This window comes from Exiguobacterium sp. s46 (assembly GCF_018618875.1).
GTDB lineage: Bacteria > Bacillota > Bacilli > Exiguobacteriales > Exiguobacteriaceae > Exiguobacterium_A > Exiguobacterium_A abrahamii.
This window is the reverse complement of sequence record NZ_JACSMY010000001.1, coordinates 152,255-168,635: the sequence shown is the minus strand read 5'-3', so window position 1 is coordinate 168,635 and position 16,381 is coordinate 152,255. Positions and strand designations below refer to the sequence as shown.

Annotated in this window: 15 protein-coding genes; 1 reads left to right on the top strand and 14 read right to left on the bottom strand. The window is 46.6% G+C overall.

The annotated features are described in order from the left end of the window. The 8 genes from ybeY to rpsU all read right to left on the bottom strand — a co-directional run bounded on the left by ybeY (position 1) and on the right by rpsU (position 6,498). A complete protein-coding gene (gene ybeY / locus KNQ08_RS00860; RefSeq protein WP_029341033.1) occupies positions 1 to 477 on the bottom strand; it encodes an rRNA maturation RNase YbeY in 477 nt (158 codons plus the stop codon). Beyond that, positions 474 to 2,531: an HD family phosphohydrolase gene (locus KNQ08_RS00855; RefSeq protein ID WP_214804393.1), complete on the bottom strand. Its 2,058-nt coding sequence runs from the start codon at positions 2,529 to 2,531 to the stop codon at positions 474 to 476. The genes ybeY and KNQ08_RS00855 overlap by 4 nt, the downstream gene beginning before the upstream one ends. 36 nt (positions 2,532 to 2,567) lie before the next feature. Beyond that, positions 2,568 to 3,530 carry a PhoH family protein gene (locus KNQ08_RS00850; protein WP_023467492.1) on the bottom strand — a complete coding sequence of 321 codons (963 nt, stop codon included), beginning with the start codon at positions 3,528 to 3,530 and terminating at the stop codon, positions 2,568 to 2,570. A gap of 171 nt (positions 3,531 to 3,701) precedes the next feature. Further along, positions 3,702 to 4,172 carry an MSCRAMM family adhesin SdrC gene (locus tag KNQ08_RS00845; RefSeq protein ID WP_214769005.1) on the bottom strand — a complete coding sequence of 157 codons (471 nt, stop codon included), beginning with the start codon at positions 4,170 to 4,172 and terminating at the stop codon, positions 3,702 to 3,704. Positions 4,173 to 4,185: 13 nt separating this feature from the next. Beyond that, positions 4,186 to 5,169 carry a flotillin-like protein FloA gene (floA, locus tag KNQ08_RS00840; RefSeq protein WP_023467489.1) on the bottom strand — a complete coding sequence of 328 codons (984 nt, stop codon included), beginning with the start codon at positions 5,167 to 5,169 and terminating at the stop codon, positions 4,186 to 4,188. Beyond that, positions 5,166 to 5,687, bottom strand: coding sequence for an NfeD family protein (locus tag KNQ08_RS00835; RefSeq protein ID WP_235147624.1), 522 nt, complete (start codon positions 5,685 to 5,687; stop codon positions 5,166 to 5,168). The genes floA and KNQ08_RS00835 overlap by 4 nt, the downstream gene beginning before the upstream one ends. 169 nt (positions 5,688 to 5,856) lie before the next feature. Then, positions 5,857 to 6,303, bottom strand: a complete 447-nt coding sequence (locus KNQ08_RS00830) for a GatB/YqeY domain-containing protein (RefSeq protein ID WP_023467485.1) — start codon at positions 6,301 to 6,303, stop codon at positions 5,857 to 5,859. A 21-nt stretch (positions 6,304 to 6,324) separates the two neighbouring features. Continuing rightward, the gene (gene rpsU, locus KNQ08_RS00825; protein ID WP_012369719.1) at positions 6,325 to 6,498 is read right to left on the bottom strand and encodes a 30S ribosomal protein S21; all 174 of its coding nucleotides are present in this window, start codon (positions 6,496 to 6,498) and stop codon (positions 6,325 to 6,327) included. A 313-nt stretch (positions 6,499 to 6,811) separates the two neighbouring features. Between rpsU and KNQ08_RS00820 the strand changes: the two genes are divergently transcribed. Continuing rightward, positions 6,812 to 8,071, top strand: a complete 1,260-nt coding sequence (locus tag KNQ08_RS00820; protein ID WP_214804391.1) for a dicarboxylate/amino acid:cation symporter — start codon at positions 6,812 to 6,814, stop codon at positions 8,069 to 8,071. Positions 8,072 to 8,139: 68 nt separating this feature from the next. On the opposite strand, the gene pulA is transcribed toward KNQ08_RS00820, so the two are convergent. The 6 genes from pulA to wecB form a co-directional block, all read right to left on the bottom strand. After that, the gene (gene pulA / locus KNQ08_RS00815) at positions 8,140 to 11,052 is read right to left on the bottom strand and encodes a type I pullulanase (RefSeq protein WP_214804389.1); all 2,913 of its coding nucleotides are present in this window, start codon (positions 11,050 to 11,052) and stop codon (positions 8,140 to 8,142) included. Positions 11,053 to 11,278: 226 nt separating this feature from the next. After that, positions 11,279 to 12,193, bottom strand: a complete 915-nt coding sequence (locus tag KNQ08_RS00810) for an LCP family protein (protein WP_251133594.1) — start codon at positions 12,191 to 12,193, stop codon at positions 11,279 to 11,281. A gap of 25 nt (positions 12,194 to 12,218) precedes the next feature. After that, on the bottom strand, positions 12,219 to 13,394 hold the full coding sequence (locus KNQ08_RS00805) for a DHHW family protein (RefSeq protein WP_214804388.1): 1,176 nt from the start codon (positions 13,392 to 13,394) through the stop codon (positions 12,219 to 12,221). A gap of 15 nt (positions 13,395 to 13,409) precedes the next feature. Further along, on the bottom strand, positions 13,410 to 14,798 hold the full coding sequence (locus KNQ08_RS00800; RefSeq protein ID WP_064300326.1) for an MBOAT family O-acyltransferase: 1,389 nt from the start codon (positions 14,796 to 14,798) through the stop codon (positions 13,410 to 13,412). Next, positions 14,788 to 15,273: a hypothetical protein gene (locus tag KNQ08_RS00795; RefSeq protein WP_214804386.1), complete on the bottom strand. Its 486-nt coding sequence runs from the start codon at positions 15,271 to 15,273 to the stop codon at positions 14,788 to 14,790. The genes KNQ08_RS00800 and KNQ08_RS00795 overlap by 11 nt, the downstream gene beginning before the upstream one ends. Then, positions 15,270 to 16,370: a non-hydrolyzing UDP-N-acetylglucosamine 2-epimerase gene (gene wecB, locus KNQ08_RS00790; protein WP_023467472.1), complete on the bottom strand. Its 1,101-nt coding sequence runs from the start codon at positions 16,368 to 16,370 to the stop codon at positions 15,270 to 15,272. The genes KNQ08_RS00795 and wecB overlap by 4 nt, the downstream gene beginning before the upstream one ends. Between the last annotated feature and the right edge of the window lie 11 nt (positions 16,371 to 16,381).

The window sequence follows — 16,381 nt, the reverse complement described above, 5'->3', positions numbered from 1 at the left end:
TCACAATGTGCCCCGATATAACTCGAAGTGATGCAGGATTTCCTCCTGTCGCTTCGTCATGACTTCCTCATCTGCTTTTTCAATGTGATCGTATCCGAGTAAATGGAGAAAACCATGGACAGCGAGGAAACCGAGCTCTCGCTCAAAATGATTGCCATACTCTGCCGCTTGTTCACGGCATCGTTCCACGGAAATGATCAAATCGCCAAGGACGATTGGTTCATCTTCGAGCAATCCAAAATCGATTTCATCTTCTCCTAGTTCTTCCATCGCAAAGGAAATGACGTCTGTCGCCTGATCCTTTCCACGCCATTCACGATTAATTTCTTGAATCTCATCGTTTGAGACGAAAGTCACGGACAACTCACTATTTGAATCGACTTCTTCTTGTTCTGCCGTGTAAATCAAAATCGATTCGACAAGCTGTCGTTGTTCTTCCGTTAGACGATTATTTTCGTCTGTCATATAAATATTCATGTCGTTGCCTCTTTCTTTAATTCTGGATACTCGATTCGTTCATGGAACAAACCGGATAAAGTATGACACGCACTTTCACCGACGCGATAAATCTCACGTGTCGTAATGTCACATGCCGCAAATTGGTCATCCATCATCTTTTCACGAATGATTTTCGCGACTAAGTCCCGAATTCCTTCTTCTGAAGGAGCTTTCATCGAACGAACAGCCGCTTCAATCGAGTCAACGATCATGATGACCGCCGCTTCACGAGTTTGTGGTTTCGGACCTGTGTAACGGAACGTCTCTTCGTCGACCTCACCTTGTTCTGCTGCTTTGACATAAAAATAGCGAAGCAGAGAGGTTCCATGATGCTGACGGCAAATATCGATGATCGCTGCAGGAAGTTTTGCGTCTTCGAGTAATTCAACGCCATCCTCGGTATGTGCCAAGATGACACGTGCCGACTCTTCCGGTGTCAATCGATCATGGGGATTACGTCCATGCTGGTTTTCAATGAAATAAAGTGGCCGTCGTGTTTTCCCTAAATCATGATAATAGGCTCCGACTCGTGCAAGCAACCCATCTGCTCCGATTGCTTCACAGGCTGTTTCTGCTAGGTTCGCGACCATCATACTATGATGGTACGTTCCAGGTGCTTCAACTAATAGTTTTTTGAGTAACGGATGTGTTGGGTTCAACAGTTCGAGTAGGCGGGTCGGTGCTAAAATACCGAACGTCATTTCAAGAAACGGCAATAGTCCAATTGCTAGGACGGCACTCAATATACCACTCGCAATCGCAAAACCGATTAAAATCAGCGTTTCTCGCAGTTCGAACGTACCACTTCGTAACAGGACGAATGCTAAGAAAATCGCGATGTTTGCTCCGGCAATCGAAATACTGCTCATGAAAATACGACGACGCGACAAACTAGATTGTAGGAAAAATGTTGCGACTAACCCACCAACCAACAAATAGATTGCGATATTGAAGCTGAAGTTTTGATTCGTACTATAGAAGAACGTTCCCGCAAGCGCCGTGAACAGAGAGCTTGATAAGGCAATCCGTTCGTTCAATAAATTGCGCAGGACGAGCGCAGCAAAAGCCGTCGGCGTGAGTAAGTAAAATGCTGGATTGATGTCGTCTGCTAAGAACGCCATACCATACATGACGAGTAATTGTAGACTGACGACGAGATAGACAAGCCCAAATAAACGAATCCGCCCCATTTGAGCGTATCGCAGTTTCGAACGGTGAATGAAGCCAAATAAAAAGGCAGTCATCAACGCACTGATTAGCATCGCACCGAGTAACGGTTTCAACGACTGTCGATCAGAAATCAATCCGACGAGTTGTAGCTGACGATAGGCATCTTGTGAAATCACTTCGCCTCGTTTGACGATCACTTCACCTTCTGAAATGATAACCGGTTCGACTTTATCACTCGTCTGTTTACGGAGCTGTTCCGTTTTTTCCGGATCATAGACGTAGTTCGTCACGATCAGTTGATCAGTCAACGCTTTAGCGACTGCTTTTAGTGAAAAGGAGAGTGGCGAACGTTCGATATCCGTCCGCGCATTCTCACGCGCTTCCGCTACTTCACCACCATCGGACGAGATGCGTTGACGCATCGCTTCTTCAATCGCTGTAATGACGACGTCACGTGTCGTATTCCGCAGTGCTGTCGTCGACGTCACAAGCAAGCGTAACTCATCATCCTTCAACAGTGTCGCTGCCTCCGTTCCACGCAGACGCTGTTTGATTTTACCGATCTCATTTGTTTTTTTAATACCGGACAAACTCGCAAAAAGTTGTTCGACTTTATCAATTTGTTGTGCTGCATACTCTTGTTTGATCGTATACTGACTCTCGATTGCAGCAACCGAATTTTCCTTGATTTGATTTGTTGCGACCCGGTCCTCCATCGTCAAGGGTGACCGGATATCTTCTTCTGCAATTGAGAATGGTTCTGCGGACAAGGCTTCTGGTCGAACGCTGACATACATCATCGTCGATACGATGAGATAGAATACTACTGTCAAAAGACCAACCCAGACCCCAACCTTGCGCATATCATCTCCCCCTTTTCCCTCTTTTTCCGTAACGGCTTAGGTCAAATCCTGACTATAAGCATCAACGATTTTCCGGACAAGTGGGTGACGTACGACATCAGCTGAGCCAAAGTGCTCAAAATGAATCCCTTTGACATTACCGAGCAAATGTAACGCTTCTTGTAGACCAGATGTTTTTCCACGCGGAAGATCGACTTGTGTTAAATCGCCCGTAACAATCATCTTCGAATGGAATCCGAGACGCGTCAGGAACATCTTCATTTGTTCCCGTGTCGTATTTTGCGCTTCATCGAGAATGACAAAAGCATGTTCAAGCGTCCGTCCTCGCATGTAAGCAAGCGGTGCGATTTCGATGACACCACGTTCAAGCAGACGAGCCGTATGTTCGACACCAAGCACGTCATGTAGCGCATCGTACAGAGGACGTAGATAGGGATCGACTTTTTCTTTAAGATCCCCTGGAAGGAATCCTAGATTTTCTCCTGCTTCTACTGCCGGACGCGTCAGGACGAGTCGTTTGACGTGACCTTCTTTTAACGCTTTTGCCGCCATCACGACAGCAAGATACGTTTTTCCGGTTCCCGCTGGCCCAATACCAAATGTCAAATCACAGCGGTCGATTCCCCGAACGTAACGTGCTTGACCGAGTGTCTTTGCACGAAGTGGTTTTCCTTTATGATTCGTATGAATGACCGTATCGTAAAGTTCTAGCAGTTCATCCACACGATCTTGACGTGCGAGTTGAATGGCGCTCGTCGCGTCACGCTCTGTTAAAACAGCACCACGATTCACAAGTTGTTTCAAGACGCCTACGACCTGTCCTGCTAAGATCACAGACTGCTCCTGTTCGGATTGTGCCAACAGCTCATCTCCTCGATGCGTCAGCTGAACGTCAAGTTCTGCTTCCATCGTACGTAAGACTGCATCATTCGGACCGACGAATGCTTGAATCTGTTCTGAATTCGAAAATGCAAATGGGATTCTTTCGTTGAATATCACGTTGTGAATGGCCTCCTAGTCATGGATAACAAGTTGTCATCGCTTCATATCTAATCTCTTCCACTTTAGCACTTCCGCCGAAAAGATGGAAAGAAAAACCCGTTCCCACCTTTTAGGAAATAAAAAGAGTCAATCCTACGCGTTTCGTAGGATCGACTCACTATACAAATATTAGCGTTTGCGCTTGGAAACAGGCGCACCAAGAACTTCACTCCAAACGATGGCACGTCGCATTTCATCTTGTGAAATCGTCGTTGCTGATGCTGAACGACTCGACGATCCAATGGCACCGTCTGCTACGCTATCTTTGATTTCGCCAATCGTCGACGAGGACATCCCTTTTTTCGAATGTTGCTTTTGACGTTGGTCCAAACGTTGTTGCAATTCCGTTCGTTCATGAACGGGTCGCGCTTTTGTTTGCGTTACCCCCGGTTGTTTCTTCGCCGGTGCTTTTTTACGAACGACAGGTGGAGGTACCGTCTCTTGTCGCGCCGTATCGACCTGTTCGGTTATTTGTTTCACATAGTCGCCGAACTCCTTTGAAGGTGTCCGGTTCGTCTGCTTCGGCTTTTTATCCGCTGCTTTTGAGATGACGGAGATGACACCGAATGCGATCATCAATCCGACCCATATGATATCCATACCGTCTCACCCTTTATTGTGAGTCATTTGGTGATGATTGCCCACCGATTGCTTGACGCATTTTCGTATCTGCCGTCACGTTCAAGTAGTTTGCATAATCCATGACGCCAAAGTTACCGTCACGCATCGCTTCAGCGATAGCAAGCGGCACTTCCGCTTCAGCAGCGACAACCTTCGCACGCATCTCTTCAACACGTGATTTCATCTCTTGTTCACTTGCGATCGCCATTGCGCGACGTTCTTCCGCTTTTGCTTGCGCAATGTTCTTATCTGCTTCTGCTTGATCCGTCTGCAGAACCGCACCGATATTCTTACCGATATCAATGTCCGCGATATCAATTGAGAGAATCTCGAACGCCGTACCCGAATCGAGTCCTTTTGCAAGAACCGTCCGTGAGATCATCTCTGGATTCTCAAGTACTTCTTTTTGGTCATTACACGAACCAATTGTTGAGATGACACCCTCACCAACACGTGCGATGACCGTTTCTTCCCCAGCACCACCGACGAGACGATCGATGTTCGCACGTACCGTGATCCGGGCTTTCGCTTTTACTTCAATCCCGTTCATCGCCACACCGGCGATGAATGGTGTTTCGATGACTTTCGGGTTAACCGACATTTGAACAGCTTCCAAAACGTTACGACCAGCAAGATCAATCGCCGCTGCACGTTCGAAACTCAACTCGATATTCGCACGGTGTGCTGCAATCAAGGCATTGACGACGCGGTCAACGTTACCACCGGCAAGGAAGTGACTTTCGAGTTGGTTCGTATTCAGGTTCAATCCTGCTTTAACCGCTTTGATCAACGGATTGACGATCTTAGACGGTGTTACTCGACGAAGACGCATCCCGACTAATGTAAAGATCGATACGCGCACTCCCGCTGCGAGCGAGCTAATCCAAAGTGGAATCGGAACGAGCGTGAAGAAGATGGCGAGGAAAATTAAAATTCCTCCGGATATGAGTAATACAGTCAATAATTCAGGTGTCATGTGTGGGACTCCTCCTTCGTATGTTGGACTCTAACAATGACGCGTCCATGCGTCACTTCTTTTACGACGATCGTTTCCCCCGCTTGAATGAAGGTCCCTTCCGTAACGGCATCGATTCGATTTCCGTCGATTTCAATTGTTCCTGACGGACGGAGAGGTGTCAGACTAACTCCTTCTTGTCCTAACAATTGCACTTTGTCTTGATGAGAAAGATAGCCTTTTTCAGACGATGTGGAATCTGTCAAAATCAAACCTCTCCATAATAAGGATTGATTCGATTTAATTCTGCGATATGCCCAGTATCCGGCCGCAAGTGATAGAAATACAGCAAGTCCAATCGCTATGCCTACTTGACCAACTGTAGCACCTGCCATGATCAGACTAGCAAGGACAGCGCCGATTCCGAGGACTCCAAAAATTCCGAACCCTGTGACGAATATTTCGACCAGTAACATGAGGACCCCGATCATGAAGACCGCCAAAATCATCCCTAAGCTAAACGTCATGCGTACGTTCACCCCTTTTCATTCGTGTCAGAAGCTGCTTCTTTTGCACTTTGATTCGTTACTATAATTATATACGCTTTCAAAACAAAAAGGTTTCATGACTATTCTGAATTCATCAAGAAACTTTTAATTGTGACAGGAACGACAAAAAAGGTGCCCCGAAGGACACCTTTTCCATGTATTAAGCGAGCCGTTGTTTGACGAGTCGATTAATTAATGCACCGTCTGCCTTGCCTTTAAGCTGTGGCATGACGATACCCATTACTTTCCCCATATCTGAAGGAGCAGAGGCACCCGTCTGCGCAATAGCTGCGTCGACGATTTCCTGTACTTCTTCCTCGGAAAGCTGTTTTGGCATATAAGCTTCGAGCACGACAATCTCTGCTTGAATTTTCTCGACGAGATCGTGACGACCAGCGCTTTCGAATTCTCGGAGGGAGTCGTTGCGCTGCTTCATTTCACGTGAAAGAATCGTTAATTCTTCCTCGTCCGTCAATTCTTGCTTACCGAGTTTGATCGTTTCATTTTGCAGCGATGATTTCACCATCCGAATCGTCGTAAGACGATCTTTTTCACGTAGACGCATGGCTTCTTTCATATCCGCTGTCAAACGCTCCTGAAGACTCATGAGGATACACCCTCTCTAACGTTAGAACTTCTTACGCTTACGCGCAGCCTCCGATTTAAGCTTACGTTTTACACTTGGCTTTTCGTAGTGTTTACGTTTACGAACTTCTGCAAGCGTACCATCTTTTGAAACACCACGTTTGAAGCGACGAAGTGCGTCTTCAAGTGATTCATTTTTACGTACACGAGTTTCCACTAGTTTTCCCTCCCTCCGATATTACCGACTAAAGGAAACGTGTCAGACACGTCATACAACATTATAGTAGGAATATACAATTTGGTCAACAGTTGATTCTAGCGACTTTTCTATACCCTACGCTGTTCCTTTTTGTTCTTTTCTATCCTCTCATGGTTGCATCAGTTTGACAACAAAATCTAGTCATTCCTGCATCAAAATCAAGAAACTTTTTTGTAAGCGTTATCATGTATTTTTTAAAATGTTTTGTCAAAATGGGTGATGATGTGTCAAAATATAGACAATTATCAAATAAAGGAGTGTGACATCACTTATGAAAGAAGCAAAGCGCATCATCTGGGGATTGATTCTCGGGGTGATCCTCGGAATCATTCTTGCAACCTTACCGGATAAGTCGATTTATGAGGGATTGAATAAATATGCTTTACAACCCATCGGGACAATCTTCCTGAACCTGATTAAGATGCTCGTCGTACCGATCGTCTTCTTCTCGATCGCTCTCGGCGTCATGGGTCTTGGTAATCCAAAAGAGCTTGGTCGTGTCGGCGGAAAGGCAATCGGCTACTTCATGACGACGACGGCTGTCGCGATTGTCATCGCTCTCGGTTTGTCATTACTGATCAAGCCGGGTACGTTCGGTAACTTCGAGACGCAAGGTCTTGAATATGATAACGGAAATCTACCAGATACGAGCATAATCAACACAATCGTCGGTATGTTCCCGACGAACCCGATCACGTCGATGGCAGAAGGCAACATGTTACAAATCATCGTCTTCAGTGTCTTTATCGGTTTTGGAATCACGTTCCTCGGTAAAAAAGTCTCGACGTTACGGACATTCGTCGAACAAGGAAACGAATTGATGACGTACCTCATCACGCTCGTTATGAAGATGGCTCCGCTTGGAGCATTTGCCCTGATCGCATCAGCCGTCGGTTCACAAGGATTTGATTCCCTGAAGGCAATGGGACTTTATATGGGTGTTGTCATCTTGTCACTATTCGTCCATTCCGTATTGACGTATGGTTCGACCGTTTCACTTCTAGGGAAGATGAACCCGTTCTTCTTCTTTAAGAAGTTCGCACCTGTCATGTTGTTTGCTTTCTCGACGTCTTCATCGAACGCAACACTTCCTGTTGCGATGCAAACGGCTCAAAAAGAGTTGAAGGTTCCGCGTTCCGTCTCAAGTTTCGTCCAGCCTCTCGGTGCGACGATCAATATGGATGGAACAGCAATCATGCAAGGTGTCGCGACTGTCTTCATCGCGCAAGTCTACGCTGTTGATTTAACGCCAGGTCAACTTGCGACTGTCGTCCTGACAGCTGTTCTTGCCTCAGTCGGTACAGCCGGTGTACCGGGTGTCGGTCTCGTCATGTTGACGATGGTTCTTCAATCGGTCAATCTACCGGTCGAAGGGATCGCTTTAATCATCGGTGTCGATCGTCTTCTTGATATGATGCGGACAGCCGTCAACATCACTGGTGACGCAGCATGTGCCGTCATCGTCTCGAAATCGGAAGAAGATAATCTGAAAGAAGAAGAGAACGAAGAAACGGATGAGCGTTACGCTTGATTGCACGTTTCTCGACTGACGAAAAGGACGTTCCGCCAACTGCGGAACGTCCTTTTTTATCTGTTCACTTATTTCGATAAGACGAATGAGCTAAGTCCTTCGACACGAACCGTACCTGATACTTTACGGATTGCTTTGGTTCCTGCTTGTTTACCGTCTACAAGCAACTTCCATTTCCCTGTCGGTAACTTCATATCGACTGCTGTCCGATTCGCATTATGAATGACGTAGAGATCATCCTTTTGTTGTGGCGCAGCATCATCTAATCGATAAGCGATGACTTGTGCCGGTGCTGTTTCAAACGTCAGGTAACGACGAATGTCTTTTGCTGTTGCTAAATGAAGTACTGGATTCTTTTTACGTAACTCGATCAATCCTGTCATATAATCAACGTCTTGTTGACGGTCCATCTTCCGTTTCCAGTCGAGCTGGTTGACAGAATCCGGTGATTTATACGAGTTATGGTCTCCGCCCTTCGTCCGCATGAAGTCCTGCCCTGCATGGATGAACGTCGTTCCTTGTGACGTCAACAAGATACTTGAAGCCAAACGATGCATCTTTGTCTTCGTTGCGTCATTGTCTTGTGGATTCGTCAGGTTTAACTTATCCCAAAGCGTATGGTTATCATGTGCTTCAACGTAAGTGATGGCTTGATCTGGTTCTTGCGTAAATCCTTGAATCTCTTTGTCATAAGCAATCTCTCCGACGATTCCGCGTTTGATGCGCGTTTCAAGACCGGTTGTTCCGTTAATGAAACCAGCATCTGAATCGATGAAGACGCTACCTTTGAGCGCATCGCGTAGATTGTCATTGAAATGTCCGATTCCTGGCATTTGTTTTGTATTCGTTTGGTTGGCCTTCTCTGCATCCGGAAGCGGTGTTCCAAGGCTCCACCCTTCTCCGAATACGAGAATCGACGGATCAATTCGTTTTGTCGCCTGTTTAACAGCATTCATCGTCTTGACGTCGTGAATGCCCATTAAGTCAAAGCGGAATCCGTCCCAGTGGTATTCTTTCGCCCAATATGAGACAGAGTCAACGATCAATTTGTGCATCATTTGACGCTCAGATGCTGTATCGTTTCCGACACCCGTTCCGTTCGCTAAATCGCCGCCTTCTGTATAACGGTAGTAATAACCAGGGACGATTTTATCAAGGTTTGATGCCTTTGCGTCAAACATGTGGTTGTAAACGACGTCCATGACAGCACGAAGTCCATTGTCATGTAGTCCTTGAATCATCTGCTTCATTTCTATGATTCGGACTTTTGGATCATAGGGGTTTGTCGCATACGATCCTTCTGGTGCGTTATAGTTCTTCGGATCATAACCCCAGTTATACGATTTAAGCGGGTTCGTCTCATCGACGGACGCTGTGTTGAAATCATAGACTGGAATGAACTGAACGTGCGTGATGCCAAGTTCCTTCAGATGATCAAGCCCCGTCTTCGTCTTCGTTTTCTTACCATCCTTCGTCAAACGTGTACCTGGCTCGATGACGCCAAGGTACTTCCCTTTTTGTTTGATGCCTGAATCGTAACCTGAATTCGTCACATCAAACATCGATAAATCACGGACGTGTGATTCATAGATGATCGCGTCTGTCGCATGGCGAAGTGGCATTTTCCCATTCGTCCAGCGTTTTGGATCCGTCTCGCGTAAGTCGACGACGACACCTTGGTCGCCATTGACGGCGACTGCTGTCGCATACGGATCAACAGCACGCGTTGATTCTTTGGCGTGTTTGACTTCGTATGTGTATCCGACACCGTCAAGATCGCCCTTGACTGTTACTTGATACACACCACGATCCGTTCGTTCCATCTTGATTTCGCGCGTGATATCTTTTGTCGTAGCAGCTTCTTGTTTTGGTAAGCGATACAATTCGAGCTCGACGGCTTGTGCTGTCGGTGCCCAGACTTTAAACGTCGTCTTCGATTTTTGATAGTCGACACCGAGTTTTCCATCGTAGGCATACTTTTGGTCGAATGCTTTCGAACGGAGCACTTTACCTGCTTCAAGAATTGCTTCTCCAAAAACAGGATGAGATGCTCGGACGACTTTTGCTAAATCGATATCTGAAGTGACTTCGACTTTTACCGTTTTGGCATCGATTGCTGACACGACTGGATTCGTCACGCCTTCAAACGTAAATGCCTTTAAGTCTTCTTCCGTCAGCGGTGCATTCGTTTTTAATGTCATCGTCCGGAAGTCATCTGCTAAAAAGCTTGTGATTTTCGGTGTGCGATCAATTTCCGGTTTGTTGTAGTATACCGTCTGATCCCCTTCAATCAACCAGATGTCTTTCGCCCCTGCATAAAAGAAACGATCAGCTCCGTCTTTTTCCGACCAACCCTCAAGATGAGGAATGACGCCTGCAAGACGTGCTTTCGTTGGGTTATCGAGCGTTACCTTGGCAATGGCACCGAACTCATCCTGCTGATCGAACTCGAAACGCTTGCCATCTTGCTCTTCCGGCCAAGACCAGACACCGTACTTGTCGTAATCATTGTCATACCGGTAATAGTGGATGTTCGTATCAATTTTTTCGACATCTGCTCCATTGCTTGGATTGACTGTCGAGATGTTCTTGCTTCCTGACTCGATCCAGATTTCAGCAACACCATTTTTAATCATATCTTTCGTGATGAAGCGATCATTCTCAGATCCCCCATCTTTGTTCCAGTTGTCATCTCGAACGATGAAGCCGATTTTTTCCGGCTGATCCACTGGGAATTCATAAGCTGCGATTTTTCCGTAAGCATCCTCGCCGTTAAAAGCGTGGGCTTTATTCGGAAAATAATCCGGTCCATTCGCCCATAACCACAGATTCCAATCCTTTGTGGCATTCGGGTCTTCCTTGTAGTGAATGATGACCAATGTCGACTTCCCTTTTTCCAGTGCTTGACCGGATAAAGAGAGTCCACTAAATATCAGTGCAAACGTTAGCGCAACGATACAAACGGATCTCATGCGTTTCATACGGTAGCCATCTCCTTTTGGTATGTAATCGTTTTCATTTTGCATCCGTTTACAAGTCCTGTCAAAGCCTATTTCATCGGTTTGATCGAAAATAAGACTTTTGAACCAAGCACTTTTTTTCAAAAAGAACGATGGTTACTTCAGAGACAGGCAAGAAAAAGCGCCTCCACAATCATGTGCTAGAGACGCTCAACCTTGTTTATTTGATGGTAATACTAATTATGACTTACGATCGCGCGAGAAGTTTAGCGATCGTCTGCTTCGTCTGTTCCATTGATTCGTCCGATGCAAAGAAATACCAGACACCATCACTTGCGATATATCCTTCTCCCTCGATTTCCAGCGGCTTCAATTGTTCGAACCCACGCTGATTCTCCTGCGCTAGCTGCGCTGCGACATCCAGTCCGATATTCGTCGTAAAGTTGTTTTTCATGACATCCGTGATCTTTTCGAGTTGCGTCAACAACTGTGGTCCAGCAAGCTTCATTCCGACTGCTTCCAGCACTTGACGCTGACGAATTTGTCGACCCATATCGCCGAGTGGATCTTGCTTTCGCATCCGAGCGTAACCACTCGCTTCAAGACCCGTCAGATGAATTTTCCCTTTCTCATACTCCTTTTGAAGACGACGGTCGTTCCAACTGAAGGCAGATGGATTGTCGACCGTGACACCCCCAACAGCATCGACCAACTCAATCAATCCATCCATGTTGATCTTCGCATAATAAGGAATATCGGTCTCAAACGTCTGCTCCACCGTTTCGACTGTCTCTTTCACACCCCCATAGGCATAGGTATGATTAATTTTAGTCTTTTCGCCAGACGGAACGGTTACCTGCATATCTCTTGGAATGGACAGGGAAGTCGCTTGTCTTGTTTTTGGATTGAATGAAAGAAGCATGATGGCATCGGCACGTCCCTTATCATTTTTCCGTTCATCCACGCCAAGTAACAAGACATTGACCGGCTTCATCGATTCGAGTGGCTTCGGCCGCTCTCCATCTAACGGTGTTAAAAACGCGTCTGCCGTTTGCTTCACTTTTAAAAAAGCTAAACCAGCTGATGTACTAGCAATCAGAACGAACCCTAGTAGGAGCGCACTCAATACGCGCCAAACAAGGCGTGGTTTTCTTTTCGCCATTCGGGATCTCATGTCATGAACTCCTTCATAGTGTGTTTTCATACGTCTTCATCAATCCAGCAATGTTCGAGTTATGCAGGAACAACACGGAGTCGACTTGTTTTTGTTTAGCGAACTGCGAGACGTCGAATGATTTTGGCACATAACGAACGTCGACGACTTCCAGATTGGCACTTTTAGCAAGGAACGGTAAGACAGGATTCGCGAATGAATCCTTTAAGACGAGAATCGTTGGTCGATCATTCTTCGTTTGCTCTTTCATCGACATGATGCCGTGATTCCCGCGCAAGAATACTTCATACCGATCGACGTAATCTCCCTCCTGCTGAACGAAGGATTCATCAATGATTGGACGATCGCATGCCCCGTCGTAACAGACATCGATCCCTTTAAAGAATGCTGGTCCATAATAAGCTAACTGATCACCGGACGTCGCGTACGCAAGCGTCGTCTTTCGCGCTAATGAACCATAATAGGCATGCTCATCCTCTTTACGATCTGCTTTTGATGGTGTGACCGGTTGCAATCCCATCCCCTTCGTAATCGTCTGGTATGCTGACGCTGCTCCGTCGATATTCCAGTGATGGTCCGTCTTGAAGTAGTCCGTTAGTTTTAATTGATCAAGTGACAAATTCGTCATCCCCGCAGCCTTGAAGTCACGAATCATTCCTGCGTAACGTGTCCGTGCATTCGAAGCAACATACGATGGGATCAACTGATCGCGTTCAGCAATGACCGTCTTCGATGGAGCTAGCGCCATATAGACGGGTCGATCGACTTCTTGCACGAATTGCTGAAACGCGTTTGGAATCTGGACTTGAGTCGAGGCACTCGGTTCGATCATATAGCCATTTTTAGCTGTATAGATTCCATTACGAAAAGGCTGTCTGAAGACATCCTTCGATAGTAGTGCCTGCATCTCAACGAACGTCCCTCGCAAAAGTAGTTGGTCCGTGAAATACGTCTCCATCTTCAGCATGTCTTTTCCAGTCGCGATTCCTTCGATCGTCGGATTGACCGATTGTGCGAGTGTACGATTTTCTAGCTGAGAACGCACACGGTCTTCTCGGACGATCGTACCAATACCAATCGTTAACAAGATGAGTAAAAAACTGATCGTCGTCACCCACATCATGATCCGTTCAAAAGAAGTCGTCCGTTTTTGTCCCTGCTTATTTTCTGTTTCAAGTGGCTGTGCCATCAGTAGACCTCCTTTTTAGAAGCGGAAATAGATGAATGGATTAAACGTACTTGCAACAAGTGCTGATGTCGCCAAAAATAGTAGCAACATCGCATATCCATACTGCATCGTCGTACCAATTCTTCCGAGTGACACAACTAATCGCTCTCCGATGATTTTCGGAATCGGTGTCGCTGCGATGCACGCGACAAGCAGTAGAACACCATTTTGGACAAGCTGGTAGCTCGCGCGTTCATCCCAGATCACATCTGGTACGAACATCGCTTGAATGTACGTAACGGCTTCCGGGAACGTCTCTGAACGGAAGAATACCCAACCGACCAACACGAGTACGAGTGTCCAAACGGTTGAGAAGACTGGCGTTTTCTCCAACCATTTCCCGAGAAATGCTTTCTCGAGCATGATCCAGATTCCGTAATACGCTCCCCACGCGACGAACGTCCAACTCGCACCATGCCAAAGACCTGTCAGCATCCAGACAATTGCTAAGTTGCGATACTGTAACCACGGTGAGACACGATTTCCACCAAGCGGGATGTAGACATAATCCCGAAACCATGATCCAAGCGAAATATGCCATCGACGCCAAAATTCAGAAACGGACTTTGAAATGTAGGGATAGTTAAAATTCTCAAGAAAATGAAATCCGAACATCAAAGCTAGTCCAATCGCCATATCACTGTATCCCGAAAAATCGAAATAGATTTGTAAGGCGTAGGCGATGATGCCGATCCAAGCAAGCCCCATCGAAAGATCTTTCATATTGAAGATGGCATCCGCGACCTGACCACATCCATTGGCAAGAATCAGTTTTTTAGCTAAGCCGATCGTAAACCGACGAACCCCTCGGGCAAAATCGGAAACCGTCTCTTCTCGTGACTCGATTTGGCTCGCAATCGTGTTATAGCGAACGATCGGACCCGCGACGAGTTGGGGAAAGAACGCGATATAAAGGGCGAGGTCAAGCGGATTCTTTTGCACCGCTTCCTTCCCTTTGTAGATGTCGATGACATAACTCATCGCATGAAACGTATAGAACGAGATTCCGAGTGGCAAGACGACTTCTGGTACGAACCATCCTAATCCGAATGTCTCGTTGACTGAACGAACAAAAAATCCGCTGTACTTGAACCAGCCGAGTAACCCCAGATTGACTGCGATCATACTGAACATGATCCATTTGACGCCGATTCGGTGTCGATACAGATCGACGAACAAGGCGAAGAAGTAGTTGATCGTGACACTCAGTAGCATCAGCAACGCAAAACGTGGTTCTCCGAATGCATAAAAGAATAGACTCGTCACTAATAACCAGCCATTTCGGAAGCTGCGTGGGAGTAGGTAATAGACGATCAACACAGTCGGTAAGAACAGAAATAAGAATATCGTCGAACTAAATAGCATACGTCGCTTCCTCCCCTGCCGTGACATGTTGCACAATCTGAATGTCCCGGAGATGGACCCGGAAGCTCCCCTCTTGCAAGAACTTCCATGCCACCTTGAAATACTTCGCTCCCGGTACTCGTTTCATCTGTACATGAACGACTGTCTCATTCGTCAATGTGACGGTTTCCGTTTCGGATCCCATCCGTTTTTTCTGTCCATACTGCATCTTGAATAACTGAACGACACATGGTGCATCGACTTCGAAATGACAGGTCACCTCGATGAGATTTCCTGTAATCGTGGCGTCTGACCGGTATAACTTTGAAGGAGGATGTTGAAATCCTTGATCAAACAACTGAATGTACAATTTGTCGTCTGCCGTCGCTTCTTGAAAATCAAAATAGACACCATCTGTAGCATCCTCAAGCAAGATTTTTTCCTGCGTTCCGAATGGAAAGAATTGATAAATCGCTGGAGGAATACGTTGACTCATACAGGTACCTCACTCATGATGGCATCGACGATTCGCTCCGCCGCTTGTCCATCGCCATAAGGATTCGCCGCTTGTGCCATCGATTGGTAGAACACCTGATCCGTTAACAATTGATGACTCATCGTATAAATCATCTCTGGATTCGTCCCGACGAGCTTCAACGTTCCAGCTTCGACCCCTTCTGGACGCTCTGTCGTCTCCCGTAAGACAAGGACAGGCACGCCGAGCGAAGGTGCTTCCTCTTGAATCCCACCTGAGTCGGTCAGAATGAAGGATGCCCGAGCCGCAAGATTATGGAAGTCAAAGACATCAAGCGGTTCGATCAATTGAATCCGCGGATGATGCTCCAAGCGAGCTGCCGCTTCTAGTACGACCGGATTCGGATGAACCGGATAGACGATTTCGATTTCTGGATGATCATTTGCTAATCGTTCAATCGCCTCAAAAATCGTTGCCAGTTGTAAATGATTCTCACGGCGATGAACGGTCAGCAAGACAAGTTTTCGTCCCGACTTCTCTAGGCGCGATAGGACAGGATGCGTATATGTCGGTGATACAGTCGTCTTCAACGCATCGATGACCGTATTACCGGTTACGATGATCGGTGTCTGCTTGTTCTCAGCACGTAAGTTCATTGCAGCCTGTTCAGTCGGTGCAAAATGATAATCCGCCAACACACCTGTCAATTGACGATTCATCTCTTCTGGGAACGGCGCATACTTTTCATATGTCCGTAGTCCTGCTTCCACATGACCGACTGGAATCTGTTGATAGAACGCCGCTAAAGAAGCAGCGAACGTCGTCGTCGTATCCCCATGGACAAGGACGAGATCCGGCTGTTCCTTTTCGAGGACGCGACGCATCGCGTTTAAAATACGCGCCGTCATTTCCTCTAACGTCTGACGCGGACGCATCAAATCCAAGTCATGGTCCGGAGTGATTTCGAACAGTTCAAGGACCTGATCGAGCATCTCTCGGTGTTGTGCTGTAACGACGACGATTGGTTCGACGTCCTGACGATTTTCAAGTGCTTTGACGACCGGCGCCATTTTGATCGCCTCTGGTCGTGTTCCGAATACAAGCATGACACGTTTCATTTACTTCATCC

What these genes read in the sequence shown, in the direction of transcription:
- ybeY (WP_029341033.1), bottom strand. Translation starts at nt 477, where the DNA reads ATGAATATTTATATGACAGACGAAAATAATCGTCTAACGGAAGAACAA.
- KNQ08_RS00855 (WP_214804393.1), bottom strand. Translation starts at nt 2,531, where the DNA reads ATGCGCAAGGTTGGGGTCTGGGTTGGTCTTTTGACAGTAGTATTCTAT.
- KNQ08_RS00845 (WP_214769005.1), bottom strand. Translation starts at nt 4,172, where the DNA reads ATGGATATCATATGGGTCGGATTGATGATCGCATTCGGTGTCATCTCC.
- floA (WP_023467489.1), bottom strand. Translation starts at nt 5,169, where the DNA reads ATGACACCTGAATTATTGACTGTATTACTCATATCCGGAGGAATTTTA.
- KNQ08_RS00830 (WP_023467485.1), bottom strand. Translation starts at nt 6,303, where the DNA reads ATGAGTCTTCAGGAGCGTTTGACAGCGGATATGAAAGAAGCCATGCGT.
- KNQ08_RS00820 (WP_214804391.1), top strand. Translation starts at nt 6,812, where the DNA reads ATGAAAGAAGCAAAGCGCATCATCTGGGGATTGATTCTCGGGGTGATC.
- pulA (WP_214804389.1), bottom strand. Translation starts at nt 11,052, where the DNA reads ATGAAACGCATGAGATCCGTTTGTATCGTTGCGCTAACGTTTGCACTG.
- KNQ08_RS00810 (WP_251133594.1), bottom strand. Translation starts at nt 12,193, where the DNA reads ATGGCGAAAAGAAAACCACGCCTTGTTTGGCGCGTATTGAGTGCGCTC.
- KNQ08_RS00805 (WP_214804388.1), bottom strand. Translation starts at nt 13,394, where the DNA reads ATGGCACAGCCACTTGAAACAGAAAATAAGCAGGGACAAAAACGGACG.
- KNQ08_RS00800 (WP_064300326.1), bottom strand. Translation starts at nt 14,798, where the DNA reads ATGCTATTTAGTTCGACGATATTCTTATTTCTGTTCTTACCGACTGTG.
- KNQ08_RS00795 (WP_214804386.1), bottom strand. Translation starts at nt 15,273, where the DNA reads ATGAGTCAACGTATTCCTCCAGCGATTTATCAATTCTTTCCATTCGGA.
- wecB (WP_023467472.1), bottom strand. Translation starts at nt 16,370, where the DNA reads ATGAAACGTGTCATGCTTGTATTCGGAACACGACCAGAGGCGATCAAA.